Source organism: Pseudomonas sp. PAMC 26793, assembly GCF_000313235.1.
In the GTDB taxonomy this organism is placed as follows: Bacteria; Pseudomonadota; Gammaproteobacteria; order Pseudomonadales; family Pseudomonadaceae; genus Aquipseudomonas; species Aquipseudomonas yamanorum.
Genome location: NZ_AMXG01000038.1, coordinates 86,355 through 109,555 on the forward strand (window position 1 = coordinate 86,355; position 23,201 = coordinate 109,555).

General features: G+C 61.7%; 19 protein-coding genes. 11 read left to right on the top strand and 8 right to left on the bottom strand.

What is annotated here, in order from left to right; all coding sequences use genetic code 11:
- Positions 1-891 precede the first annotated feature (891 nt).
- From D109_RS0117885 to D109_RS0117920, 7 genes are all read left to right on the top strand, one after another.
- Positions 892-1,473: an alpha/beta hydrolase gene (locus D109_RS0117885; protein WP_017478081.1), complete on the top strand. Its 582-nt coding sequence runs from the start codon at positions 892-894 to the stop codon at positions 1,471-1,473.
- A gap of 48 nt (positions 1,474-1,521) precedes the next feature.
- A complete protein-coding gene (locus D109_RS0117890; RefSeq protein WP_017478082.1) occupies positions 1,522-2,448 on the top strand; it encodes a sigma 54-interacting transcriptional regulator in 927 nt (308 codons plus the stop codon).
- A 147-nt stretch (positions 2,449-2,595) separates the two neighbouring features.
- Entirely contained in the window at positions 2,596-3,378 is a 783-nt protein-coding gene (locus D109_RS0117895) for a MetQ/NlpA family ABC transporter substrate-binding protein (protein WP_003211822.1), read from the top strand.
- A gap of 560 nt (positions 3,379-3,938) precedes the next feature.
- On the top strand, positions 3,939-4,604 hold the full coding sequence (locus tag D109_RS0117905) for an amino acid ABC transporter permease (protein WP_017478083.1): 666 nt from the start codon (positions 3,939-3,941) through the stop codon (positions 4,602-4,604).
- Positions 4,585-5,244 (top strand): amino acid ABC transporter permease, encoded by a 660-nt coding sequence (locus D109_RS0117910; RefSeq protein ID WP_017478084.1) that lies wholly within the window; start codon positions 4,585-4,587, stop codon positions 5,242-5,244. Before D109_RS0117905 ends, D109_RS0117910 begins: the two co-directional genes overlap by 20 nt.
- Complete coding sequence (locus D109_RS0117915) at positions 5,241-6,017, top strand: amino acid ABC transporter ATP-binding protein (RefSeq protein ID WP_017478085.1); 777 nt, start codon at positions 5,241-5,243, stop codon at positions 6,015-6,017. The genes D109_RS0117910 and D109_RS0117915 overlap by 4 nt, the downstream gene beginning before the upstream one ends.
- Positions 6,014-6,889, top strand: coding sequence for a transporter substrate-binding domain-containing protein (locus D109_RS0117920; protein WP_017478086.1), 876 nt, complete (start codon positions 6,014-6,016; stop codon positions 6,887-6,889). The genes D109_RS0117915 and D109_RS0117920 overlap by 4 nt, the downstream gene beginning before the upstream one ends.
- 117 nt (positions 6,890-7,006) lie before the next feature.
- Here D109_RS0117920 and D109_RS0117925 read toward each other — a convergent pair whose 3' ends face one another.
- On the bottom strand, positions 7,007-8,167 hold the full coding sequence (locus tag D109_RS0117925; RefSeq protein WP_026078047.1) for an AAA family ATPase: 1,161 nt from the start codon (positions 8,165-8,167) through the stop codon (positions 7,007-7,009).
- Between the two features lie 122 nt (positions 8,168-8,289).
- On the opposite strand from D109_RS0117925, the gene D109_RS0117930 reads away from it, so the two are divergent.
- The 4 genes from D109_RS0117930 (at position 8,290) to D109_RS0117945 (ending at position 15,817) form a co-directional block, all read left to right on the top strand.
- Positions 8,290-9,396 (top strand): efflux RND transporter periplasmic adaptor subunit, encoded by a 1,107-nt coding sequence (locus D109_RS0117930; RefSeq protein ID WP_017478088.1) that lies wholly within the window; start codon positions 8,290-8,292, stop codon positions 9,394-9,396.
- Positions 9,393-10,463, top strand: a complete 1,071-nt coding sequence (locus D109_RS0117935) for an efflux RND transporter periplasmic adaptor subunit (protein ID WP_017478089.1) — start codon at positions 9,393-9,395, stop codon at positions 10,461-10,463. Before D109_RS0117930 ends, D109_RS0117935 begins: the two co-directional genes overlap by 4 nt.
- Positions 10,460-13,513, top strand: coding sequence for an efflux RND transporter permease subunit (locus D109_RS0117940; RefSeq protein ID WP_017478090.1), 3,054 nt, complete (start codon positions 10,460-10,462; stop codon positions 13,511-13,513). The genes D109_RS0117935 and D109_RS0117940 overlap by 4 nt, the downstream gene beginning before the upstream one ends.
- A gap of 120 nt (positions 13,514-13,633) precedes the next feature.
- Entirely contained in the window at positions 13,634-15,817 is a 2,184-nt protein-coding gene (locus D109_RS0117945) for a glycoside hydrolase (protein ID WP_017478091.1), read from the top strand.
- 94 nt (positions 15,818-15,911) lie between these two features.
- Here the strand turns inward: D109_RS0117945 and D109_RS0117950 are convergent, their stop codons facing one another.
- From D109_RS0117950 to D109_RS0117980, 7 genes are all read right to left on the bottom strand, one after another.
- On the bottom strand, positions 15,912-16,538 hold the full coding sequence (locus D109_RS0117950; protein ID WP_017478092.1) for a bifunctional 2-polyprenyl-6-hydroxyphenol methylase/3-demethylubiquinol 3-O-methyltransferase UbiG: 627 nt from the start codon (positions 16,536-16,538) through the stop codon (positions 15,912-15,914).
- A gap of 39 nt (positions 16,539-16,577) precedes the next feature.
- Positions 16,578-17,222: a methionine ABC transporter permease gene (locus tag D109_RS0117955; protein ID WP_003211840.1), complete on the bottom strand. Its 645-nt coding sequence runs from the start codon at positions 17,220-17,222 to the stop codon at positions 16,578-16,580.
- The gene (locus D109_RS0117960) at positions 17,212-18,330 is read right to left on the bottom strand and encodes a methionine ABC transporter ATP-binding protein (RefSeq protein ID WP_017478093.1); all 1,119 of its coding nucleotides are present in this window, start codon (positions 18,328-18,330) and stop codon (positions 17,212-17,214) included. The genes D109_RS0117955 and D109_RS0117960 overlap by 11 nt, the downstream gene beginning before the upstream one ends.
- 2 nt (positions 18,331-18,332) lie before the next feature.
- On the bottom strand, positions 18,333-19,142 hold the full coding sequence (locus D109_RS0117965) for a MetQ/NlpA family ABC transporter substrate-binding protein (RefSeq protein ID WP_017478094.1): 810 nt from the start codon (positions 19,140-19,142) through the stop codon (positions 18,333-18,335).
- A gap of 143 nt (positions 19,143-19,285) precedes the next feature.
- A complete protein-coding gene (locus D109_RS0117970) occupies positions 19,286-20,638 on the bottom strand; it encodes an LLM class flavin-dependent oxidoreductase (protein WP_017478095.1) in 1,353 nt (450 codons plus the stop codon).
- Positions 20,638-21,831, bottom strand: coding sequence for an SfnB family sulfur acquisition oxidoreductase (locus tag D109_RS0117975; RefSeq protein ID WP_017478096.1), 1,194 nt, complete (start codon positions 21,829-21,831; stop codon positions 20,638-20,640). The genes D109_RS0117970 and D109_RS0117975 overlap by 1 nt, the downstream gene beginning before the upstream one ends.
- Before the next feature lie 23 nt (positions 21,832-21,854).
- Entirely contained in the window at positions 21,855-23,096 is a 1,242-nt protein-coding gene (locus D109_RS0117980) for an SfnB family sulfur acquisition oxidoreductase (RefSeq protein ID WP_017478097.1), read from the bottom strand.
- Positions 23,097-23,201: the final 105 nt, after the last annotated feature.

The window sequence follows — 23,201 nt, forward strand, 5'->3', positions numbered from 1 at the left end:
GTCACTTTTGGCAAACGCCCCAAAAGTAACCAAAAGGTCTTTGCCCCACCACTCGGTGCCTCGCTTAGGCTCGGCATGCCCGCACTCCGGCCCGGTTCCGCGGGCCGCCGCGACGGGCCATCCATGGCCCGGCGCGGCTAAATCGGCATCCCTGCCGATTTACCCGCTCCACCGTGCCTACTTGCGGCCATCGTGGTTGACGGGGCCCGTAGATCAAAATCAAAAGCAGATCAAAAGCAGAGCACAGCGGCCTACCGGCCGGCTTGAGTGTTAAAAGCCAGATCAAAAGCCAGAGCGAAAACAGAGCTGCTTTTCTGTGGGAGCTGGCTTGCCTGCGATGCAGACACCTCGGTGCATCAGGTGTACCCAGTTGATGCTATCGCAGGCAAGCCAGCTCCCACATTTGACCGTGCCCGCTTTAGATTTTGATTTTGCTCTTCAGCACTCAAGTCGGCCGGTAGGCCGCTGTGCTCTTGCTTTTGATCTTGATCTTGATCTTAGGCGCCCCGTTAAACCACGCTGGCCGAACGCAGGCTTTGGAGCGTGGGTAACCCGGCAGGACGCCGGGTTAGCCGCGCTGGGCCAAGGATGGCCCATCGCGGCGGCCCACGGTCCAAAGCCGGAGTGAGGGCACTCCGAGCCTAGGCGAGGAGCCGAGTGGTGGGTCAAGAGCGTTTTGCTTACTTTTGCGCTCTTCAAAAGTGAGCCGCCGTAAGGGCGGAACCATAAGCCGCCGTTACCTAAATAACGGATATGTACCCAAACCCCCTAATCCCCCCCACCCTCAAACAACCATTTTGGTTATTAATAAATAGCTTCTTATTCCTTAACGAATATATACCCCGTGCCTATACTGACCCACAACGTTAAACGCTGCAGGAGGGCACACCCATGCACAGCGAGTCGATTCGTTATCTGATCGTGCCGGGCTGGCAAGGATCGCCAGAAGATCATTGGCAAAGTCATTGGCAGAACAGCCTGCCCAACAGCGCACGCGTGGAGCAAGCCGACTGGCTCACCCCGCGCCGCGAAGACTGGGTGGCCGCACTGGCCGAAGCCATCGCCGCCGACAGCACCCCGGTGATTTTGATTGCCCACAGCCTGGGCTGCATCACCGTCGCCCATTGGGCCGCCACCGCACCCGTGCAGTTCCTGCGTCAGGTACGCGGCGCCTTGCTGGTGGCCCCGGCCGATGTCGAACGCCCTGCCTGTGCTCCCGCCCTGCGTAACTTCGCGCCAATCCCCAACCATCTGCTGCCGTTCCCAAGCCAGGTTGTCAGCTCCGATAACGACAGCGCCGTCAGCGCCACCCGCGCTCTGGAACTGGCGCGTAACTGGGGCGCCGAAGCGGGGATTCTCTCGGGGGCCGGGCATATCAATGTGAAGTCCGGCCATCAACGCTGGGAACAGGGCTTCGCCTACCTCTATCGCCTGCAAAATCGCCTGGAACATCACTCCCGGCGCCGTGCATAAAATTTTTTAAACGCCCCTTCCCCTTCGTGGATGGGGCGGGAGTCTGCCATGAGCCTGCATGAAACCTTCGGTCAGCCCCTGCTGACTTTCCCCGACGCCGAAAAAAGCCCCCTGAGCATTCGTGCCAAGGCGCTGGTGTTTGTCGACCCGCGTTCGCGGCAACTGCGCGAAGACCTCGAAAACCTCGCCCCCCGTGCGTTGCCTGTGTTGATTCGGGGCGAAACCGGCAGCGGCAAGGAATTGCTCGCCCGGCATATCCACCGGGGCAGTGACCGCACCGGCCTGTTTGTCTCGGTCAATTGCGGCGCCATCAGCCCGACTTATGCCGACGCCGAATTGTTCGGCTATGCCGCAGGCAGCCACAGCGGCGCGGCCAGCAGCCGCGCCGGCTGGTTTGGCTCGGCCAACGGCGGGACCTTGTACCTGGATGAGATCGGCGACCTGCCGTTGCCGATCCAGGTCAAGTTGCTGGCGGCGCTGGAAAACCACGAAGTGACCCGCGTCGGCGCTCATCAGCCAAGTCCGGTGGATGTGCGTCTGGTGGCGGCCACCAGCATTGACCTCGCCCAGGCCGTGGCGGCCGGCAAGTTTCACGAGCGCCTGTTCCATTACCTCAGCGAAGGCCAGTTGGAGTTGCCGGCACTGCGGGAGCGGGTGGGGGACATCCTGTCACTGGCCGAGTATTTCCTCGGCATCTACAGCCAGCGTCTCGACCTGCCGGTGCCGCTGATCAGCGACGAAGCCCAGCGCGTGCTTGAGCATCACAGCTGGCCGGGCAACACGCGGGAGTTGGAAAACGTGATTCACTTTGCCCTGCTGGTCAGCAGTGGCGACGAGATTTTGCCGGAGCATTTGAACCTGCCGCTGCCTTCGGTGGCGCAGATCGAGCACCAGGCGCGGCAGATCCTCAGCGGCGGTACCGAGGCCGAACGTGATGCGTTGAAGCGTCTATTGAAAGGGTTGGGGTCTGTATGAACAAAATGGAATATGAAAGTGAATAAAAAGTATTGTTCTGGAATAAAAAACCTCGGTATTGTCCGCTTCACGCCGCGATAGCACTTCGCTGGCACTCAACTAAAAGCGGCCGTCCCAGACGACCCGGATTTTCGATAAGGACACTGCATGAAAAAGGTTCTGTTGTTTACCGCACTGGCGGCTGCCCTGACTGCAAGCTTCGCCCAGGCCAACGAGAAACTGGTGGTTGCCGCTACCCCGATCCCGCATGCCGAGATCCTTGAGCTGGTCAAGCCGACCCTGGCCAAAGAAGGCGTGGACCTGGAAATCAAAGTCTTCACCGACTACGTACAGCCGAACGTACAGGTGGCCGAGAAGCGTCTGGACGCCAACTACTTCCAGACCCTGCCGTACCTGGAAAACTTCAACAAGGGTAAAGGCACCAACCTGGTGACCGTGGTCGGTGTGCACGTTGAACCCTTCGGTGGTTACTCGAAAAAGATCAAAAACATCTCTGAGCTGAAAGATGGCGCCACCGTGGCCATCCCGAACGAAGGCAGCAACTCCGGCCGTGCCCTGCTGCTGCTGCAAAAGGCTGGCGTGATCACCCTGAAAGATCCAACCAACGCCCTGGCCACGCCGAAAGACATCGCCAGCAACCCGAAACACCTGAAGTTCAAAGAGCTGGAATCGGCCCTGCTGCCACGGGTGCTGGACCAGGTTGACCTGGACCTGATCAACACCAACTACGCCCTGGAAGCCGGCCTGAACCCGGCCAAGGACGCACTGATCATTGAAGACGCCAAGTCGCCGTACGTGAACTTCCTCGTTGCCCGCCCGGACAACAAGGACAGCGACGCGATCCAGAAGCTGGCCAAAGCCCTGACCAGCCCGGAAGTGAAAGCTTTCATCGAGAAGAAATACAACGGCGCGGTCGTGCCGGCGTTCTGATCGAGCCCCAAAACCTCCTTCAAGGTTTAAACGCCGACGGCTTCTATAGCGTCGGCGTTTTTTATCGTTGGAATACAATCGAAATGTGGGAGCGGGCTTGCTCGCGAACGCGGTGGGTCAGCCAACACATCTGCTGACTGATACACCGCATTCGCGAGCAAGCCCGCTCCCACATTGGGTAATGCGTCAGCTCAGATATTCCGACTGTTAATGGCCCTGCGCAGCGCCACCAGCCACTTCACCAGCTCCTGCGGATCAATCGGTTTTGCCTCCTTCATCGCTCATTCCCTCGTGTGTTGTTTGGCCGCCAGTCTGGCCACGCGCTGCCTATCCCTGAAGTGCAGCACCGATAAAAAGACCTTTCCTACTTCCTCGGGAACAGTAGCTGTCATCCGCCGGTACCGCGAATCCGCCGGTTATCTATTTGGGTGATATCAATATGCTATTTCGGTATTTAAAGTTTGCTTTTTATACCTTTAAAGTCGGCGCTACTCAGCGTTACCCACGCTGAACCGGATCGCACCAACGCCGCTTTACCCCTGCGGCGTCAGGGATTTCAGATGACCTTCGATTACGCATTTATCCTCAGCACGCTGCCGGCGTTTCTCAAGGCCGTGGGCGTTACCCTGCAAGTCGGCCTGATCGCCATTGGCACCTCCCTGCTGGTGGCCTTGATCAATGCCGCGCTGCTGGTGTTTCGCACGCCCTACGTGTGGCGCCTGGTGGCGCTGTACGTCGAACTGGCGCGCAACACACCGCTGCTGATCCAACTGTTTTTCGTCTACTTCGCGCTGCCGGCCCTAGGCTTGAACATCTCCGGATTCTGGGCGGCGATCATCACCATGACCTTTCTCGGCGGCGCCTACCTCACGGAAGTGCTGCGCGCCGGGGTCGAGGCGGTGCCGCTGGCGCAGATCGAATCGGGCAAGTCCATCGGCCTGTCCCACTGGCAACTGCTGCGCCATGTGATCCTGCCCCAGGCCGGGATCCTCAGCCTGCCGGCGCTGTTTGCGAACTTCATTTTCCTGCTCAAGGAAACCACCATCGTGTCGGCGGTGGCGGTGCCGGAAATTCTCTACACCACCAAAAGCTACATCGCCCTCTATTACAAAACCTACGAAATGCTCGCCGTGCTGACGCTGATCTGCGTGCTGTTATTCCTGCCGCTGTCGCTGCTGCTCAGCCGCCTTGAAAGGAGGCTCCAGCATGGCCAGTTCGGGTCTTGAATTACTTTGGGTGTCGTTGCCGCAACTGGGCAAGGGCGCTGCGCAAACCCTGTCGATCTCATTCCTGAGCATTGCCTTCAGTACCGTCGGCGGCGTGTTGTATGGCGTGCTGCGCACACTGAATTCAAAAGCGATCAACCTGGTGCTGCGGATTTACCTGGAGCTGTTCCGCGCGATCCCGGTGCTGGTGTGGCTGTATTTGCTGTTCTTCGGCCTGCCGATTTTCTTTGGCCTGAGCATTCCGAGCTTCTGGTGCGCGGTGTTGGTGTTGTCGCTGTGGGGCGCCAGTGAAGTCGGCGAAGTGGTGCGCGGTGCCTTGCATTCGTTGCCCCGTGGCCAGCGTGAAGCCGGCCTGTCGATTGGCTTGTCGGCCCCGCAACTGTACGGCTACGTGTTGCTGCCCCAGGCCCTGAAACGCATGACCCCGCCGACCATCAACGTCTACACCCGCATCATCAAGACCAGTTCCCTGGCGGTGCTGATCGGTGTGGTGGACGTGATCAAGGTCGGCCAGCAAATCATCGAGCGCACCTACGAGTCGGTGTTGATCTACGGCGCGCTGTTCCTGTTTTTCTTCTTTATCTGCTACCCGTTGTCGGCTGCCTCCAAGGTGCTGGAACGGCGCTGGGCCCAAGCATGAGCGCATTGATCGAGTTTCAGGGTTTCAACAAATACTTCGGCGACCAGCAGGTGCTCAAGGGCATCGACCTGAGCGTGCAAAGCGGCGAAGTGGTGGTGATCCTCGGCCCCAGCGGCTGCGGCAAAAGTACTTTGCTGCGGTGCCTCAATGGGCTGGAAGTGGCCCACAGTGGCAGCCTGCGTTTTGCCGGCAAGGAGCTGCTGGACAAGGCCACCGACTGGCGCCAAGTACGCCAGGACGTGGGCATGGTGTTCCAGAGTTATCACCTGTTCCCGCACATGAGCGTGCTCGACAACATTTTGCTCGGCCCGTTGAAAGTGCAAAAACGCGAGCCCCGCGAAGCCCGGGCCCAGGCAGAAAAACTGCTGGAACGGGTGGGCCTGTCGGACAAGCGCGACGCTTACCCGCGCCAGCTTTCGGGCGGCCAGCAACAACGCATCGCCATCGTCCGCTCGTTGTGCATGAACCCGCAGGTCATGCTGTTTGACGAAGTCACCGCTGCCCTCGATCCGGAAATGGTCAAGGAAGTACTGGAAGTGATCCAGGGCCTGGCCCGGGACGGCATGACCCTGCTGATCGTCACCCATGAAATGGCCTTCGCCCGCGCCGTCGCCGACCGCGTGGTGTTCATGGAGGCCGGCCGCATCCTCGAACAAAACACCCCCGAGGCATTCTTTACGAACCCGCAAACCGCACGCGCGCAGCAGTTCCTGGAGAAGTTCTCCTTTGTTTCAACACTGCCCAAAAGAACCAAGGAACTGGAGCTGTCATGAAAACTGCCAAGTTGTTATTCCCCCTGTTCGGCCTCGCTTTGCTGGCCGGCTGCAACAAATCCGAAGAGCTCGCCAAGACGGCCGCTGCAGCCACCCCGGCCCCGGCTGCGGTGAGCTACATCGACAAGATCAAGGCGCGGGACAAGCTGATCGTCGGTGTGTTTACCGATAAGCCGCCGTTTGGTTTTGTGGATGAGTCCGGTCGCTACGTCGGCTTCGATACCGACATCGGCCGCCGCTTCGCCAAGGACCTGCTGGGCGACGAGAACAAGGTTGAATTCGTCGCCGTGGAGCCGGCGAGCCGCATTCCGTTCCTGCAAAGCGACAAGGTCGACCTGATCCTCGCCAACATGACCGTGACGCCTGAGCGCAAGGAAGCGGTGGACTTCACCAACCCAAACCTGAAAGTCGCGGTGCAGGCCCTGGTGCCGCAGGACAGCTCGGTGAAAAGCCTGGACGACCTGGCGACCCGCACCACCATCGTCACCACCGGCACAACCGCAGATATCTGGCTGACCAAGAACCACCCGGACTGGAAACTGCTGAAGTTCGAGAAAAACTCCGAGTCGCTGCAAGCGTTGTCGGCGGGCCGTGGTGATGCCTATGCCCAGGACAACCTGGTGCTGTTCAGCTGGGCCAAGCAGAACCCTGGCTACCGTGTGCTGGAGCAGAAACTGGGGGATGAAGCGCCGATTGCGCCGGCGGTGAAGAAGGGCAACATCGAACTGCGGGATTGGGTGAATGCCGAGCTGGCCAAGCTGGGTGAAGAGAAGTACTTGCTCAAGCTGTATGACCAGTATGTTCGCAAGGAACTGAGCGATGACACCAAGCCTGAGAGTGTGATTGTTGAAGGCGGGAAGTGGCAGGGTTGACCCGTCAGTGATCGTTCCCACGCTCCGCGTGGGAATGCCGCCTTGGACGCTCCGCGTCTGCTGTTGGGACGCGGAGCGTCCCGTTATGCGTTCCCACGCAGAGCGTGGGAACGATCATCAGCTGGGCCAATGCCACGCCGGCTCATCCAGCACCCGCTGCCCCACCACCTGCGTCTGTCCCATCACCTTTTCCAGCACGATCGAATTACACCCTTCATCCTGCTGCAACGCCGCAATCAAGCGGCTGGCATGGGACACCACCCACACCTGGCACTGCTGCGACACCTGGATGATCAGCCGCGCCAATGCCGGCAACAGGTCCGGGTGCAAACTGGTTTCCGGTTCGTTAAGCACCATCATCGTCGGTGGCCTCGGCGTGAGCAGCGCCGCCACCAGCAGCAAGTAACGCAAGGTGCCGTCCGACAACTCTGCTGCCGACAACGGCCGCAGCAACCCTTCCTGATAAAACTCAATGGCAAAACGGCCGCCCTGCAACGGCTCGATATTCAACCGCGCCCCGGGAAACGCATCGCTGATTGCCCGCTGCAAGGCGTCGGGGTCGCCAATCTCGCGAATGGTCTGCAACGCCGCCGCCAAATCCCGCCCATCGTGATGCAACACCGGCGTGCGCGTGCCCAGCTGCGGCTGGCGCACCGGGGCGTCGACGTCGCTACGAAAGTGATCATAAAAGCGCCAGCCACGAATGCTTTCACGCAGCAGCAACACTTCCGGCGAACCCCGCAGGCTGCCGACCTGATCGAACAGGCTGTGGTAGTTCGGCGTGTGCTGGGCCAGTACATCCCAGGCCCGGCCTTCGCGAGCGCGCACCATCGGGCCGGAGCGCTGCACCAACAGGCTCGCCGGGCGAAACACATGCCCGGCCCAGATGCATTCTTTCTTGATCTCCGGATCGAGGGAGAAATACGACTCGCCCGGCTCCGGCAACCCCAGGGAAATCGCATAGCTGAAATCTTCCCCGGCAAACCCCAGGCGCAAGCGCTTGGCGCCCTGGCGCACGACGGGCTCCACCGCCACTTCACCACTGAGCATGCGCCGGCTGATGTTTTCCGGCCCGGCCCAGAAGGTCGAATCCAGCCCACCCTCGCGGGCCAGTGCGTTGATCACACCGCCTTGGGCCGTCTCCGCCAGCAGCCGCAGGGCGCGGTACAGGTTGGACTTGCCGCTGCCATTGGGGCCGGTGATCAGGTTCAGCCGATCCAGCGGCACCACCAATTTGTTGATCGAGCGGTAATTGGCCACCGCGAGGGTTTTGAGCATGAAAAAAATTATCGGTTTGGGAACCATTGGAGTATGGGATTCTCCATGCAGATAAGGAACCCTGTTCTAAGCTCACAGTCGCATAGACACTGGCACGGCGGCATCACGCAAAAGGAGCCTGCATGGGCGGTCCCAACTCCACATTTATTATCCTCGGCCTTGGCCTGCTGGCGCTGTTGAGCGGTTGCGGCCAGGAAAAACCCGAACCCAAGGAACATTCCCGAGTGTTTGTGCAGACCGTGAAGTCCACCGACTTTGCCGCCGCCGTGACCTTGACCGGCGATATCCAGGCCCGGGTGCAGACCGATCTGTCGTTCCGCGTCGGCGGCAAAATCATCCAGCGTATGGTGGATGTCGGTGACCGCGTCAGCGCCAAGCAAGTGCTGGCCAAGCTCGACCCGAAAGATTTGCAGACCAACCTCGACTCCGCCCAGGCCCAGGTGGTCGCCGAACAGGCGCGGGTCAAACAGACTGCCGCCGCGTTTGTGCGCCAGGAAAAACTCCTGCCCAAGGGCTACACCAGCCGCAGCGAATACGACTCCGCCCAGGCCGCGCTGCGCAGCAGTCAAAGCGCGCTGACTGCCGCCCAGGCGCAGTTGGCCAATGCCCGTGAGCAGTTGGGCTACACCTCGCTGATCGCCGACGCGCCGGGCATCATCACCGCGCGCCAGGCCGAGGTCGGCCAGGTAGTACAGGCCACCGTACCGATCTTCAGCCTGGCCCGGGATGGCGAGCGCGACGCGGTGTTCAACGTCTATGAGTCACTGCTGGTGGAGCCACCACCTGATAAACCGATCACCGTCAGCCTGCTGGACAATCCGCAGATCACCGCCGTGGGCAAGGTTCGCGAAGTAACCCCGGCCGTGGCCGCCAATACCGGCACGGTGCAAGTCAAAATCGCGCTCGACGCACTGCCCCAGGGCATGCAACTGGGCTCGGTGGTCAGCGCCACCGCCAACGGGCCGGCCAAGGCCAGCATTGAATTGCCGTGGGCCGCATTGACCAAAGACATCAGCGAACCAGCGGTATGGTTGGTGGACGCTGATGGCAAGGCGCAACTGCACAAGGTCACGGTCGCGCGCTATCTGACCGGCAAGGTCATCATCAGCGACGGCCTCAAGGGCGGCGAAAAAGTCGTGGTGGCCGGCGGGCAATTGCTGCACCCCGGCATGATCGTGGAAATCGCCCAGCCGCCGGATCAGGCCCAGGCCCAAGGAGTGCAGCCATGAAGCGGCTGACGTGTGTGCTCGCCGCCAGCCTGCTGTTGATGGCGTGTTCCAAGGAAGAGCCGACGCCGGAGCCGGTGCGCCCGGTGCTGTCGATTGAAGTAAAGTCCGAAGACCAGGAAAACCTCGGCCGCTTCGCCGGTACCATCCAGGCCCGTTATGAAAGCAACCTGGGGTTCCGTGTGCCGGGGCGCATTGCCCGGCGCGCTGTGGATGTGGGGGCTGAAGTGGAGCAGGGCGCTTTGCTGGCCGTGCTCGACCCCACTGATCAACAGAACCAGTTGCGCGCTGCCCAAGGCGATTTGGCCCGGGTCCAGGCGCAGTGGATCAACGCCCAGGCGAATGCCCGTCGCCAGCAGGAACTGTTCAACCGCGGCGTCGGCGCCCAGGCCCAACTGGATGTGGCCCAGACCGACCTGAAAACCACCCAGGCCTCCCTCGACCAAGCCAAGGCCTCGGTCAACCAGGCCAAGGATCAGCTCAACTACGCCGAACTGCGCACCGACCACGGGGGCATCGTCACCGCCTGGAATGCCGAGGCCGGCCAGGTGGTCAGCGCCGGGCAGCAAGTGGTGACCCTGGCGCGACCGGACATCAAGGAAGCCGTCATCGATTTGCCTGCCGGCCTCGCCGAACGTCTGCCGCCGGACGTGGTGTTCCTGGTCGCCGGGCAGATGGACCCCACCGTCAGCACCACCGCCACCGTGCGCGAGATCGAACCCCAGGCCCAAAGCGCCACGCGCACCCGTCGCGCCCGCCTGACCCTGGCCGAAACACCGCCCGCGTTCCGCCTTGGCACCGCCATCAGTGTGACCCTCAGTTCAGCCATCGCTCCACGCATCGAGCTGCCCCTCACTGCCTTGCAGGAAGCCGACGGCAAGACCCGCATCTGGGTGATCGACACCCAAAGCCAGACCGTACAACCCCGTGACGTCACCATCGTCAGCCGTGACGCCGACAGCGCCTTGCTCAACGCTGGCGTCAAACCCGGCGAGCGCGTGGTGAGTGCCGGCGTGAACAGCCTGAAGCCCGGGCAAAAAGTCAAAATCGACGAGGACAGCCCGCGATGAAAGGGAGCTTCAACTTATCCGACTGGGCGCTCAAGCATCAGTCCTTCGTCTGGTACCTGATGTTCGTCGCGCTGCTGATGGGCGTGTTCTCGTACATGAACCTCGGCCGCGAGGAAGACCCGTCGTTCACCATCAAGACCATGGTGATCCAGACCCGCTGGCCCGGTGCGACCCAGGAAGAAACCCTGAAGCAGGTCACCGATCGCATCGAGAAAAAACTCGAAGAGCTGGACTCCCTCGACTACGTGAAAAGCTACACCCGGCCCGGTGAATCCACGGTGTTTGTGTTCCTCAAGGACACCACCAGCGCCAAGGCTATCCCGGAGATCTGGTATCAGGTCCGCAAGAAGATCGACGATATCCGTGGCAGCTTCCCCCAAGGCTTGCAGGGGCCGGCGTTCAACGACGAGTTCGGTGACGTGTTCGGCTCGGTGTATGCGTTTACCGCCGATGGCCTGTCGATGCGCCAGTTGCGCGACTACGTCGAGCAAGCGCGCGCCGAGATTCGTTCGGTGCCGGGGCTGGGCAAGGTCGAGATGATCGGCCAGCAGGACGAAGTGATTTACCTGAATTTCTCCACCCGCAAACTCGCGGCCCTGGGGATTGATCAGCGCCAGGTGGTGCAGAGCCTGCAATCGCAGAACGCGGTGACCCCGGCCGGGGTGATCGAGGCGGGGCCGGAGCGGATTTCGGTGCGCACCTCCGGGCAGTTCGCCTCGGAGAAGGACCTGGCCAACGTCAATCTGCGGCTCAATGACCGTTTCTATCGGCTGGCTGACGTGGCGGAAATCACCCGTGGCTATGTCGACCCGTCGACGCCGATGTTCCGCTTCAACGGCAAGCCGGCGATTGGCCTTGCCATCGCCATGCAGAAGGGTGGCAACATCCAGGACTTCGGCAAGGCCCTGCACAAACGCATGGACGAGCTGACCGCCGACCTGCCGGTGGGTGTGGGCGTGCACAAGGTTTCCGATCAGGCAGAAGTGGTGGAAGAGGCCGTCGGCGGCTTTACCAGCGCACTGTTCGAGGCCGTGATCATCGTGCTGGTGGTGAGCTTTATCAGCCTCGGCGTGCGCGCGGGGTTGGTGGTGGCGTGCTCGATTCCATTGGTGCTGGCGCTGGTGTTCGTGTTCATGGAATACAGCGGCATCACCATGCAGCGGGTGTCGCTGGGCGCGTTGATCATTGCCCTCGGCCTGTTGGTGGACGACGCGATGATCACCGTGGAGATGATGATCACGCGCCTGGAAAAAGGCGAAACCAAGGAGCAGGCGGCAACCTTCGCCTACACCTCCACGGCATTCCCGATGTTGACCGGCACACTGGTGACCGTCGCCGGTTTTGTGCCGATTGGGCTTAACGCGAGCTCGGCGGGCGAGTACACCTTCACCTTGTTCGCGGTGATTGCCGTGGCGATGCTGGTGTCGTGGGTGGTCGCGGTGTTGTTCGCGCCGGTGCTCGGGGTGCATATCCTCAGCAGCAAGGTAAAACCCCATAACGCCGAGCCGGGCCGTGTGGGCCGGGCGTTCAATGGCGGCATGCTGTGGGCCATGCGCAATCGCTGGTGGGCCATCGGCATCACCGTGCTGTTGTTTGTGGCGTCGGTGTTTTCCATGCAGTTTGTGCAGAACCAGTTTTTCCCGTCTTCGGACCGCCCGGAAATTCTCGTCGACCTCAACCTGCCGCAAAACGCCTCGATCAACGAGACCCGCAAGGCCGTCGACCGTCTTGAGGCGATCATCAAGGATGACCCGGACATTGCTCGCTGGAGCACCTATATCGGCCAGGGCGCGATCCGTTTCTACCTGCCGCTGGACCAGCAGTTGGAGAACCCGTACTACGCGCAACTGGTGATCGTCAGCAAGGGCCTGGAAGAGCGCGGCGCGTTGATCGCGCGCCTGCAAAAACACCTGCGGGAAGATTTTGTCGGCGTCGGCAGCTTCGTCCAGCCGCTGGAAATGGGGCCGCCGGTGGGGCGTCCGATCCAGTACCGGGTGTCTGGCAAGGACATCGATCAGGTGCGTAAACACGCCATCGAACTGGCGACCATGCTCGATAAAAACACCCACATGGGCGAGATCATCTACGACTGGAACGAGCCGGGCAAAGTCCTGCGGGTGGACATCGCCCAGGACAAGGCGCGGCAACTGGGGTTGTCGTCGGAAGACGTGGCGCAGTTGATGAACAGCGTGGTCAGCGGTGCGTCGGTGACCCAGGTGCATGACGACATCTACCTGATCAACGTGGTCGGCCGCGCCGAAGACGCCGAACGGGGTACGCCGGAAACCTTGCAGAACCTGCAGATTGTCACGCCCAACGGCACCTCGATTCCGCTGCTGGCGTTCGCCACCGTGCGCTATGAGCTGGAACAGCCGTTGGTGTGGCGTCGCGACCGCAAGCCGACCATCACCATCAAGGCGGCGGTGCGCGACGACATACAGCCCACCGATCTGGTGAAACAGCTCAAGCCGGACATCGACAAATTCAGTGCTGGGTTGCCGGTGGGCTACAAGGTCGCCACCGGCGGCACCGTGGAAGAAAGCGGCAAGGCCCAGGGTCCGATCGCCAAGGTGGTGCCGCTGATGCTGTTCCTGATGGCGACCTTCCTGATGATCCAGCTGCACAGCGTGCAGAAGATGTTCCTGGTGGCCAGCGTCGCACCGTTGGGGCTGATTGGCGTGGTGTTGGCGCTGATACCCACGGGCACGCCCATGGGCTTTGTGGCGATCCTCGGGATCCTCGCGTTGATCGGCATCATCATCCGTAACTCGGTGATCCTGGTGACGCAGATCGACGCCTACGAGCGCGACGGCTACACGCCCTGGGACGCGGTGGTGGAAGCCACCGAACACCGGCGCCGGCCAATCCTGTTGACGGCGGCGGCGGCCAGCCTGGGCATGATCCCGATTGCCCGGGAAGTGTTCTGGGGGCCGATGGCCTACGCGATGATCGGTGGGATCATCATCGCCACCTTGCTGACGCTGCTGTTCCTGCCGGCGCTGTATGTGGCCTGGTACAAGATTCGCGAGCCGAAGAAAGAAAACGCCTGACAGCCACTGCGATGACATTCCTACACGGACGTGGGAATGTTCCCTGAAACATTTTTTGCCCTTGGCTCCCGGTCAATTGTTTTACCCTCCGGGCCTGATCCTTTTGCCAAGGCCTGCCCCATGCGTTGTTTCCTGCTGGTTTGTACCTTGTTGCTGTCGCCCGTGGCCCTTGCCGGCACGGTGTTGGAGAACGCCCTGTGGCGCGTTGAGCTCGACCCGGCGACCCTCGCGATCCACGTGATCCCCAGCGACAAGACCGCCGTGCAGGCTTCAAGCGGCGTCCCTGCGCACCGGGTCAACCAGCTCTCCCAAAGCGCCAGTCATGCCAGTTGGCAATGGGATGAGGGCGCTTATCGACTGAGCGCCACCCTCGATCAACGGGATCTTGCCCTGACGATCACCGCCCGTGATGCCGGTGAGCTGGCGATCCTGCGCCAACCCGCCAGTGCCATGGGCAAGGGCCTGATCTGGCCCCTGGCCGAAGGGCATTACGTACCGGCGGGCAATGGTGTGTGGCAGGACTTCCTGCTGGAGCAGGGCGACGTCAACACCACCGAGGACCTCAGTTTGCCGCTGTGGGGCTTGGACCACGGCGCGTTCACCCTCAACTGGCTGATGACCAATCCTTACAACAACCGTTTGCACTGGCAGGCCGACGGTAAAGGGCTGGCGATGTCCGCCTTCCATGAATTCACCACGCTGGACCCCGCCGCGCCGATGACCGTGCTGTTGCACCTGGGCGAAAGCGACCCGCTGGCCGGCGCCAAGCGCTATCACCAATGGCTGGTGGAGCAGGGGCTTTTTGAACCATTGGCAGACAAGTTGCGGCAAACCCCGGAAGCGGAAAAGCTGCTGGGCGCCAGCCATATCTACCTGTGGGGCAATGACCTGCTGAGCCTGGGTGATGTGCGTGATTGGCCGAAGTTGCTCAAACTGCTGCGCAGCGGCAAAGGCTTGGCAGCGGAGTTGAATGGCTTGCTGGACAAAGAGGCTGCGCAGGTTCGACAGGTCAAGCAACCGTATGAGCAGGCTGTCCTGCTGCGCGGCCTGAACGCGGCGATCAACAAAAAAGCCCGGCAGGGCTGGCAGCCCTCCACCGAGCCGGACATGACCCAACTCGCTGACGGTTATGGTGCGCTGCGTCGTGAGTTGGCCGTGGCCTTTGCCGGTGCCTTGAGCACAATGCCCGAGACCTGGGGCAACACCCTATCGGTCACCAACGCTTTGAAAGACGCCGGTCTCAAGCGCCTGCTGGTGACTCAGGGCGAAGGCTGGGAAGGTGGGCTCTGGCATCCTGAAGCGGTGAAGGCCGGAGTCGACGCCGGTTACTTGATGGCGCCCTACGACTCTTATGAAACGGCACTGTCGGCCACTGAAAACCCCGACTGGATCACCGCGCACCTGGGCAGCAAGGCCTACGGCGAGTGCGCGATCGTGTTGAAGGGCGGCCAGTTGAAGACCGGCTTCCAGAAGTCCGGCCACTACACCGACCCGCGCTGCGTGCGTCCATTGCTGGAGGCGCGGATCAAGGCGGTGCAGGCCAAGTCCGGGTTCAACGCCTGGTTCCTCGACGCCTATGCCACCAGCATGCTGTTCGACAGCTACCGCACGGGCGCCAGCATGACCCAGGCACAAAACGCCGAAGGCAATATCGATGCAGCCCGCTGGATCAATACCGCGCTCAAGTTGCCGACAGGTTCCGAGGACGGCAACGCGATCACCGCCCAAGGCATCCTGTTTGCCCACGGCATGCAAACGCCGGTGATGGGCTGGGGTGATCGGGAGATGACCCAGGACAAGCAGTCGCCGTATTACGTCGGGGCCTGGTACCCGCCGGAACAGCCGGCAGTGTTCTTTAAATCCGTACCGTTGAAAGAGCCGTTTCGCACGGTCTACTTTGACCCGACGATGCGCCTGCCGCTGTATCAGGCGGTGTTCCACGGCTCGGTGATCACCACCCATCATTGGCTGTTCGACAGCCTGAAACTGAGCAACGTGCGGGCCGAGAACGAGCTGACGCAACTGCTCTACAACGTGCCGCCGCTGTATCACCTGAGTGCGGCGACGGTGAAGCAGCGCTTGCCGGTGATTCAGCGCCAGGACGCGTTCTTCCGTCCGTTGCATGAACGGTTGGCGACTCAGGCGATGACCGATTTTCGCTGGCTGACGGCAGATAAACAGGTGCAGCAGACCACCTTTGCCGATGGGACGCGGTTGGTGGCGGATTTTGCTGAGGGGCGTATTACGGCTTTTGTGCCTGGCGCCCAGGCTGTGGTGTATCAGGTGGATGAGTGGCGGCTGTGAGTCCTTCGCGAGCAAGCCCGCTCCCACAGGGAAATGTATTCCAAAATGTGGGAGCGGGCTTGCTCGCGAAGGCGTAAGCCCAAACAACAAAGAACTACAGCTTGCGCCACACACTCGCCAGCCACGGCTGCTGTTCCCGAGGCAACCCAGCGGGCCGGTAGTAATGCTCCAACTCCACAAACCCCGCCGCCGTCAGCAGCTCCTGCCAGGCCTGCAAGTCGTGATACGAGCCATACCGCGGCCCATTCCAGCCCTCCTGGTTTTCACCCCGAGGGTTTGAGCTGAACAACACACCACCGACCTTCAGCGCCCCATGCAACTGCCCAAGAATGCGCGGCAACTCCTGCTTGGGAATATGAAACAGCACCGCGTTGGCGAAGATCCCGTCGAAACGCCCGGCGGGCAAATCCAGCTTCAGGAAGTCCTGCTGCAGCACTTCACAGCCGCTGTCTTCCCGGGCCATCTGTGCAAAGCGCTCCGAACCATCGAGCCCCACCGCGATATGGCCCATGCGGGTAAACGTCTGCAAATCCCGCCCCGGCCCGCAGCCAAAATCCAGCACGGTAAACGGCGCGTCGTCCTGGATATGCCGCAGCAGCGCATCAATGTTCTGGCTCACATCGTGATCGCGGGTGCCCTCACGGAAATCCTCGGCCACTTTGTTGTAGTGGCCGAGGGTGGTGGAGGTGATCTGGTCGAGGTCGTCGGGGGCGAGTTTCATGGCGGGCAATACCGAGCGCTGAGAGGGCCCGACTATACCTCACCTCTTGTTCAGAACCCTGGCCAACCGATCGCCGCCCAACTGAATCACCGCCACCAGAATCACCAGGAGCACAATCACCGTGAGCATGATCTGCGTATCAAAGCGCTGATAGCCATAGCGGTAGGCAATATCCCCCAGCCCGCCGGCACCAATTGCCCCGGCCATGGCCGAGGAGTTGATCATCGTCACCAGGGTAATCGTGAACCCGCCGACAATCCCCGGCAGCGCCTCCGGCAGCAGCACGTGCCAGACGATATGCCAGCGTCGGCAGCCCATGGCCTGTGCGGCCTCGATCAAGCCGTGATCGACCTCGCGCAGGCTGACCTCGGCGATCCGCGCAAAGAACGGCGTGGCGGCGATGGTCAACGGCACTACCGCGGCCCACACGCCATAGGTGGTGCCGACGATCAGCCGGGTGAACGGGATCAGCGCCACCATCAGAATCAGGAACGGAATCGAGCGGAACAGGTTAACGAACGCCCCCAGCACCCGGTTCAAGGCGGGCGCTTGATAGATGCCGCCTTTGTCGCTGGTCACCAGGAACACCGCCAGCGGAATCCCCACCAGCAACGCGATCAACGACGACACACCGACCATCAACAGCGTGTCGATGGCGCCCTGCAATAAACGATCAAACCACATAGCCCAGCACCTCTACCTGTTGTGCCCAGCGCCCGGCGCGGGTGCGCAGTTCTTCGGCGGTCAGGGCCGAGCCGCTCACCGCCAGCAGCAATTGCCCCAAGGCATGCCCCTGGATGCGCTCCACGCCGCCTTGCAGCAAACGCACGCGCCCGCCGAGGGCGCTGAACAATGCCGCCAGGTCGGGTTCGTCTTCGGCACTGCCGGTCAGTTGCAAGCGCAGCACCACGGCAGCGTCCCTGGATGCCGGAGTGGCCTGCAAGCGGCTTTGCAACTCTTCCGGCAGGCCATGTTGCAGCGGCGCCAGCAGGGTTTTGCTGACGTCATGTTGCGGGTTGCCAAACACTTCCCACACCGGGCCTTGCTCCACCACGTGGCCGTGTTCCAGCACCACGACGCGGTCGCAGATTTCGCGAATCACGGCCATTTCGTGGGTGATCAACACGATGGTCAGGCCCAGGCGCTTGTTGATCTCTCGCAGCAGGCCGAGGATTGACTGGGTGGTCTCCGGGTCGAGCGCCGAAGTGGCTTCATCGCACAACAGAATCTGTGGGTCATGCACCAGCGAACGGGCAATGCCCACCCGCTGTTTCTGCCCGCCGGACAGCTGCGCCGGATAGGCCTTGTGCTTGTCCTGTAAACCCACCAATTCCAGCAGCTCGCGCACCTTCTTCTCGCGCTGCTCTTTGGGCACGCCCGCGACTTTCAGCGGCAATTCGACGTTCTGCCACACGGTCTTGGCCGACATCAGGTTGAAGTGCTGGAAAATCATGCCGATGCGTCGACGCAGGGCTACCAGGCGGTCTTCGTCGAAATCGCCGATGTCTACCTGATCAATCAACACCCGGCCGCTGCTCGGTTGTTCCAGGCGGTTAATGGTGCGGATCAGCGACGACTTGCCGGCGCCGCTGCGGCCGATGATGCCGAAGACTTCACCGCGCTGGATTGCCAGGTCGATGCCTTGCAGGGCAGGCACGGATTGGCCGTCATAGGTCTTGCCGAGGTTGATGAATCGCACGTGGGCATGGTTCAGCGCCGGGTGCAGCTCGGTCTGCTGCGCGTCCAGGTGCGGTGGTTGCGTCTCGCGTCGTTGTGCTGTGGCGGCGCTCATATTCAGCCTTCCCAGCCGACTTGGTAGAGCTTGCCAAGGGATTTATCCAGGGCGGCGCGTACCACCGGCGAGTGCTGGTAGATGTCGATGAACTTGATCAGGCGTGGGTCGGTTTTGCTTTTCGGCTTGATCACGAACTGGATCACGTATTCCTTGTGGTCGATGCCGTCGAACAGCAAGGCCGACTCAGGATCGAAGGTCTTGGACAGGCGGATATACGCCGGGTAGCCCTGCACCAGATCGGCGTCGTCATAGGCGCGCACCAGTTGCACGGCTTCCACTTGCAGGATCTTGATCTTCTTCGGGTTGGTGACGATGTCTTCTTCAGTGGCCTTGTAGCCCACGCCCGGCTTGAGGGTGATCAAGCCCGCCTTGGCCAGCAATTGCAGGCCGCGACCGCTGTTGATCGGGTCGTTGGCAATCGCGACCGTTGCGCCTTGAGGCAGGTCGTTGAAGTTCTTGTACTTCTTCGAGTACAGGCCAACGTTGTTGATGATCCCCGGGGCGAACGGCACCAGGTCAAACCCGGCGGCGGCCTTGGCGTTTTCCAGGAACGGGATGTGCTGGAAGTAGTTCACGTCGATATCGCCCGCTGCCAGGCTGACGTTGGGTGCGATCCAGTCGGTGAACTCCACCAGTTCGACTTTCAAACCCTGTTTGCCGGCCTCTTCGACAGCGGCTTCCAGGGGGATTGCGAAGGCGGCGGTGGTGCCGACTTTCAAGGGAGCGTCAGCGGCGAATACCGCCGAGCTGAAGAGCCCGAGGGCGAGGGCCAGTGCTTTGACTGGGTGGCTGAGCAATGTTTTTTTCATCGTGGATTTCCAGTCATAAGGTGTGAGTGCAAACAACTCGGTCAACTGTGGGAGCGGGCTTGCTCGCGAAAGCGGTGTGTCAGTGAATGCATCCGGCGACTGATGCAGCGCTTTCGCGAGCAAGCCCGCTCCCACATTTTGGTTCAGTGTCGGTAGGTGGAACCGGTGTGTTGTTCGGGCAGGTGCGCGGAGTGGTGGAACAATTTTTCCCGCAGCGTCCCGGCGTCATACGCGGTCTTGTACGAGCCCCGGCGCTGCAGCTCCGGCACCACCAGTTCGATAAAGTCGACGTAGCTTTCCGGGGTGACGATGCGCGTCAGGTTGAAGCCGTCCAGGCCGGTTTCGCTGATCCATGATTCAAGTTCATCCGCCACCTGTGCCGGCGAGCCCACCAGGGTGATGTAGCGGCCGCCGAGGGCGTGTTGTTCCAGTAATTTGCGCCGGGTCCAGTCGTTGTTTTGCAGGTTCTTGGTCGCGGACTGGATGGCGTTGCTCTTCACGTACTGGATCGGTTCATCGATTTCGTATTGGGAAAAATCAATCGCGGTGGACGCCGAGAAATGCGCCACGCCGGCTTCCGCACTGGCGTAGCTCAGGTACTCGGCGTGCTTGGCCCACGCGGCTTCTTCGGTGGCGCCGACAATCACGTTCAGCCCCATGAACACCTTGATGTCCTCCGGGTTGCGCCCGGCGTCCACGGCGCTGGCGCGCACCTTGTCCACCTGGATTTTGGTCGAGGCCTTGTTCTGCCCGCTGATGAATACGCACTCGGCGTGGCGCCCGGCGAACAGCAAACCCCGGTCCGAGCTGCCCGCCTGGAACAGCACCGGCGTGCGCTGCGGCGACGGCTCGCACAGGTGATAGCCCTCCACCTGATAGAACTCGCCCTTGTGCTCGACCTTGTGCACCTTCTCCGGCTGGGCATACACCCGCGCTTGCGGATCGTTGATCACCGCGTCGTTTTCCCAACTGCCTTCCCAGAGTTTGTAGAGCACTTCCAGGTATTCGTCGGCCTGGTCATAGCGCCGGTCATGCTCGACCTGCTCGGTCAGGCCCATGGCCTTGGCGGCACTGTCGAGGTAGCCGGTGACGATGTTCCAGCCCACCCGGCCACGGCTCAGGTGGTCGAGGGTCGACATGCGCCGGGCGAACAGATACGGCGGTTCGTAGGTGAGGTTGGCGGTCAGGCCGAAGCCGAGGTTTTTGGTCACCGCCGCCATGGCCGAGACCAGCAGCAACGGGTCGTTGACCGGCAGCTGGATCGACTCTTTGAGCGGCACATCTACCGAATTCTGGTAGACGTCGTACACGCCGACGATGTCGGCGATGAACAGCCCGTCGAACAGTCCGCGCTCCAGCAGCTGTGCCAGTTCGGTCCAGTATTCGAGGGTCTTGTATTGAGTCGAAGTGTCCCGTGGATGGGTCCACAGGCCATGGTTGATGTGCCCGATGCAGTTCATGTTGAAGGCATTGAGCAGGATCTTTTTCTTTGCCATCAGATAGTCCCCCGCAGTGGCGGGTTTTCATCGTTGAGGTAGTAATTGCCCACAGCAAAGTACTTCCAGCGCACCGGGTCGTGCAGGGTGTGCACCCGGGCGTTGCGCCAGTGGCGGTCCAGGCCGTGTTCGGCGAGGGTGGCCTGGCTGCCGGCGAGTTCGAACAGGGTGCTGCCGGCGGCCAGGGAAATCTCCGTGCTCAGGGCGCGCACTTCGGCGACCGCGATGGATGCGGCGGCGACGGTGTCGGCATTGCTGTCGGCCTGGGCGCGGTCGAGGAACTCACCGGAGCGCTCCAGCAGTGCTTCGGTGGCGTGCAGGCGGATGCTCAGGTGGCCGAAGCTTTTCAGGGTCAGCGGGTCTTCGGTGGCCTTGTCGCTGGTGGCGTCGATCCATGGCCGGGTCTTGGTGCGCACGAAGTGCAGCGCATCTTCATAGGCTGCGCGGGCGATGCCGGTGTCGATGGCGGCGTGAAGGATCTGCGCCAGCGGGCCGACAGTGGTCGGGCGCTCGAAGGCACTCTGGAACGGAATCACATCCTGGGCCGCGACCCACACGTTATCGAACACCACCGAACCGCTGCCGGTGGTGCGCTGGCCGAAGCCGCTCCAGTCATCGATCACGCTCAGGCCCTCGCTGTCACGGGTGACAAAGGCCAGTTGCTGCACGCCGTTTTCGTCCACCACAGAAGTAGGAATACGTTGGGCGTAGATCGCGCCGGTCGAGTAGAACTTGCGACCGGTGATACGGAAACCGTCACCGTCGCGGGTGATTTTCGTGAGGCGGTCGTGGGCGGTCTTGGTGCCCAATTCGGCCAGGGCATTGCCGAAGCGCTGGCCGGCGAGCACTTCGGCGTACAGGCGTTTTTGCTGCGCCGGGCTGCCATTTACCCGCAGTACTTCGAGGGCATAAAAGTGGTTCTGCGGGATCTGCCCCAAGGATGCATCCGCCTGGGCAATCAGTGCCGTGACCTTGGCCAGGGTCACGTTGGAAACGCCGGCACCGCCGAATTCCTTGGGTACGCTGATGCCCCAAAGGCCGGAGCGGGAAAACACGTCCAGTTCAGGCAGGGGCAAGCGGCGTTCGCGGTCACGCAAGGCGCTGTCGCGGCGGAAGTCTTCGGCCAGGTCGCTGGCGACAATAAGGGCTTGTTCATCGCTGGTAATAACCGCGACGTGATGAGAAAGAGTCATAGGTTTCTCCAGAGGTCTGGTCGTTAAATCCAGGAATGCCGGGCCGGCAAGGTGCCGTTCAGGTGATAGGCGCCCACCGCGTGGTACTTCCAGCGCACCGGGTCGTGCAGGGTGTGCACCCGGGCGTTGCGCCAGTGGCGGTCGAGGTTGAATTCGGCGAGGGTCGCGCGGCTGCCGGCCAGTTCGAACAGCTTTTCGCTGGCAAGCAAGGCAATCTCGGTGGTCAGCACCTTGGCTTCAGCCACGGCAATCGAGGCGCGTGCGGCTGACTGCGCGGTGATCGGCGCGGCACTGACTTGATCCAGTACCTGGCCGGCCTTGCGCAACAGCGCTTCAGCGGCGTGCAGTTCGATCTTCAGCTTGCCGATATCGGCGATCACATACAGGTCATCGCTGGCCCGCTCGACCTTGGCGTCGATCCAAGGCCGCGAGCGTTCGCGTACAAAGCTGATGGTGTCTTCGAGAGCACCACGGGCGATGCCGGCATCGATGGCAGCCTGGATCAATTGCGAAACGGCGCCCTGGATGCCCGGCGCTTCGCCGAGGCGCCAGGTCTCCACCACCAGTTCGGCGTCCACCGCCACCTGATCCAGCAGTACCGTGCCGCTGGCCGTGGTGCGTTGGCCAAAGCCTGACCAGTCATCGACGATACGCAGGCCTTCGGTGCCACGGCGCACGAACGCCATGACGACTTTGCCTTCATCGTTCAACGCCTTGACCGCCACCCAATGGGCGAACAGCGCGCCGGTGGAATAAAACTTCTGGCCACTGATGACGTAGCCGTCACCCTCGGCGGTGAGGCGTGCCTTGAGGTCCAGGGTGTTTTTGGTGCCACGTTCCGGGCCGCCGTTGCCGATGCGCCAGCCGTCCAGCACGCTCTGGAACAGCTGCTTTTTCTGGCGCTCGCTGGCCGCACCTTGCAGCACGTGCAGGATGCCGAAATGGTTCTGCGGGATTTGCCCCAGCGCCGGGTCGGCCGCGCTGATGATCGCGAACACTTCGGCCAGGGTCACGAAGGACACTTGCGGGCCGCCGTACTCACGGGGAATGGAAATACTGCCCAGGCCGCTGCGGGTGAAGTGCTCGAGTTCAGCCCAAGGCAGTTTGCGTTGCTGATCGCGCTTGGCCGCTTGCAGGCGCGCAGCCTGTGCCAGCTCATGAGCCGCGCTGAGGGCCTCGGCGTCGTTGCGCAGCACCTTGGCGGGCAACAACAGCGGGGCGACGTCCAGATCACTCTGGGGGGGTGTTTGTGCCAAGTTAGACATCAGCGCCGCTCCTTGGCTGCACGCAATGCCCTGGCGTTACGCACCGGGGTAATTTTGACCATACCTACCTCACATCCGTTGAAAAGATAAAAAAATCAGGAATGT

Coding starts and splice junctions, on each gene's coding strand:
- D109_RS0117885 (WP_017478081.1), top strand. CDS start 892: ATGCACAGCGAGTCGATTCGTTATCTGATCGTGCCGGGCTGGCAAGGA.
- D109_RS0117890 (WP_017478082.1), top strand. CDS start 1,522: ATGAGCCTGCATGAAACCTTCGGTCAGCCCCTGCTGACTTTCCCCGAC.
- D109_RS0117895 (WP_003211822.1), top strand. CDS start 2,596: ATGAAAAAGGTTCTGTTGTTTACCGCACTGGCGGCTGCCCTGACTGCA.
- D109_RS0117905 (WP_017478083.1), top strand. CDS start 3,939: ATGACCTTCGATTACGCATTTATCCTCAGCACGCTGCCGGCGTTTCTC.
- D109_RS0117910 (WP_017478084.1), top strand. CDS start 4,585: ATGGCCAGTTCGGGTCTTGAATTACTTTGGGTGTCGTTGCCGCAACTG.
- D109_RS0117915 (WP_017478085.1), top strand. CDS start 5,241: ATGAGCGCATTGATCGAGTTTCAGGGTTTCAACAAATACTTCGGCGAC.
- D109_RS0117920 (WP_017478086.1), top strand. CDS start 6,014: ATGAAAACTGCCAAGTTGTTATTCCCCCTGTTCGGCCTCGCTTTGCTG.
- D109_RS0117925 (WP_026078047.1), bottom strand. CDS start 8,167: ATGCTCAAAACCCTCGCGGTGGCCAATTACCGCTCGATCAACAAATTG.
- D109_RS0117930 (WP_017478088.1), top strand. CDS start 8,290: ATGGGCGGTCCCAACTCCACATTTATTATCCTCGGCCTTGGCCTGCTG.
- D109_RS0117935 (WP_017478089.1), top strand. CDS start 9,393: ATGAAGCGGCTGACGTGTGTGCTCGCCGCCAGCCTGCTGTTGATGGCG.
- D109_RS0117940 (WP_017478090.1), top strand. CDS start 10,460: ATGAAAGGGAGCTTCAACTTATCCGACTGGGCGCTCAAGCATCAGTCC.
- D109_RS0117945 (WP_017478091.1), top strand. CDS start 13,634: ATGCGTTGTTTCCTGCTGGTTTGTACCTTGTTGCTGTCGCCCGTGGCC.
- D109_RS0117950 (WP_017478092.1), bottom strand. CDS start 16,538: ATGAAACTCGCCCCCGACGACCTCGACCAGATCACCTCCACCACCCTC.
- D109_RS0117955 (WP_003211840.1), bottom strand. CDS start 17,222: ATGTGGTTTGATCGTTTATTGCAGGGCGCCATCGACACGCTGTTGATG.
- D109_RS0117960 (WP_017478093.1), bottom strand. CDS start 18,330: ATGAGCGCCGCCACAGCACAACGACGCGAGACGCAACCACCGCACCTG.
- D109_RS0117965 (WP_017478094.1), bottom strand. CDS start 19,142: ATGAAAAAAACATTGCTCAGCCACCCAGTCAAAGCACTGGCCCTCGCC.
- D109_RS0117970 (WP_017478095.1), bottom strand. CDS start 20,638: ATGGCAAAGAAAAAGATCCTGCTCAATGCCTTCAACATGAACTGCATC.
- D109_RS0117975 (WP_017478096.1), bottom strand. CDS start 21,831: ATGACTCTTTCTCATCACGTCGCGGTTATTACCAGCGATGAACAAGCC.
- D109_RS0117980 (WP_017478097.1), bottom strand. CDS start 23,096: ATGTCTAACTTGGCACAAACACCCCCCCAGAGTGATCTGGACGTCGCC.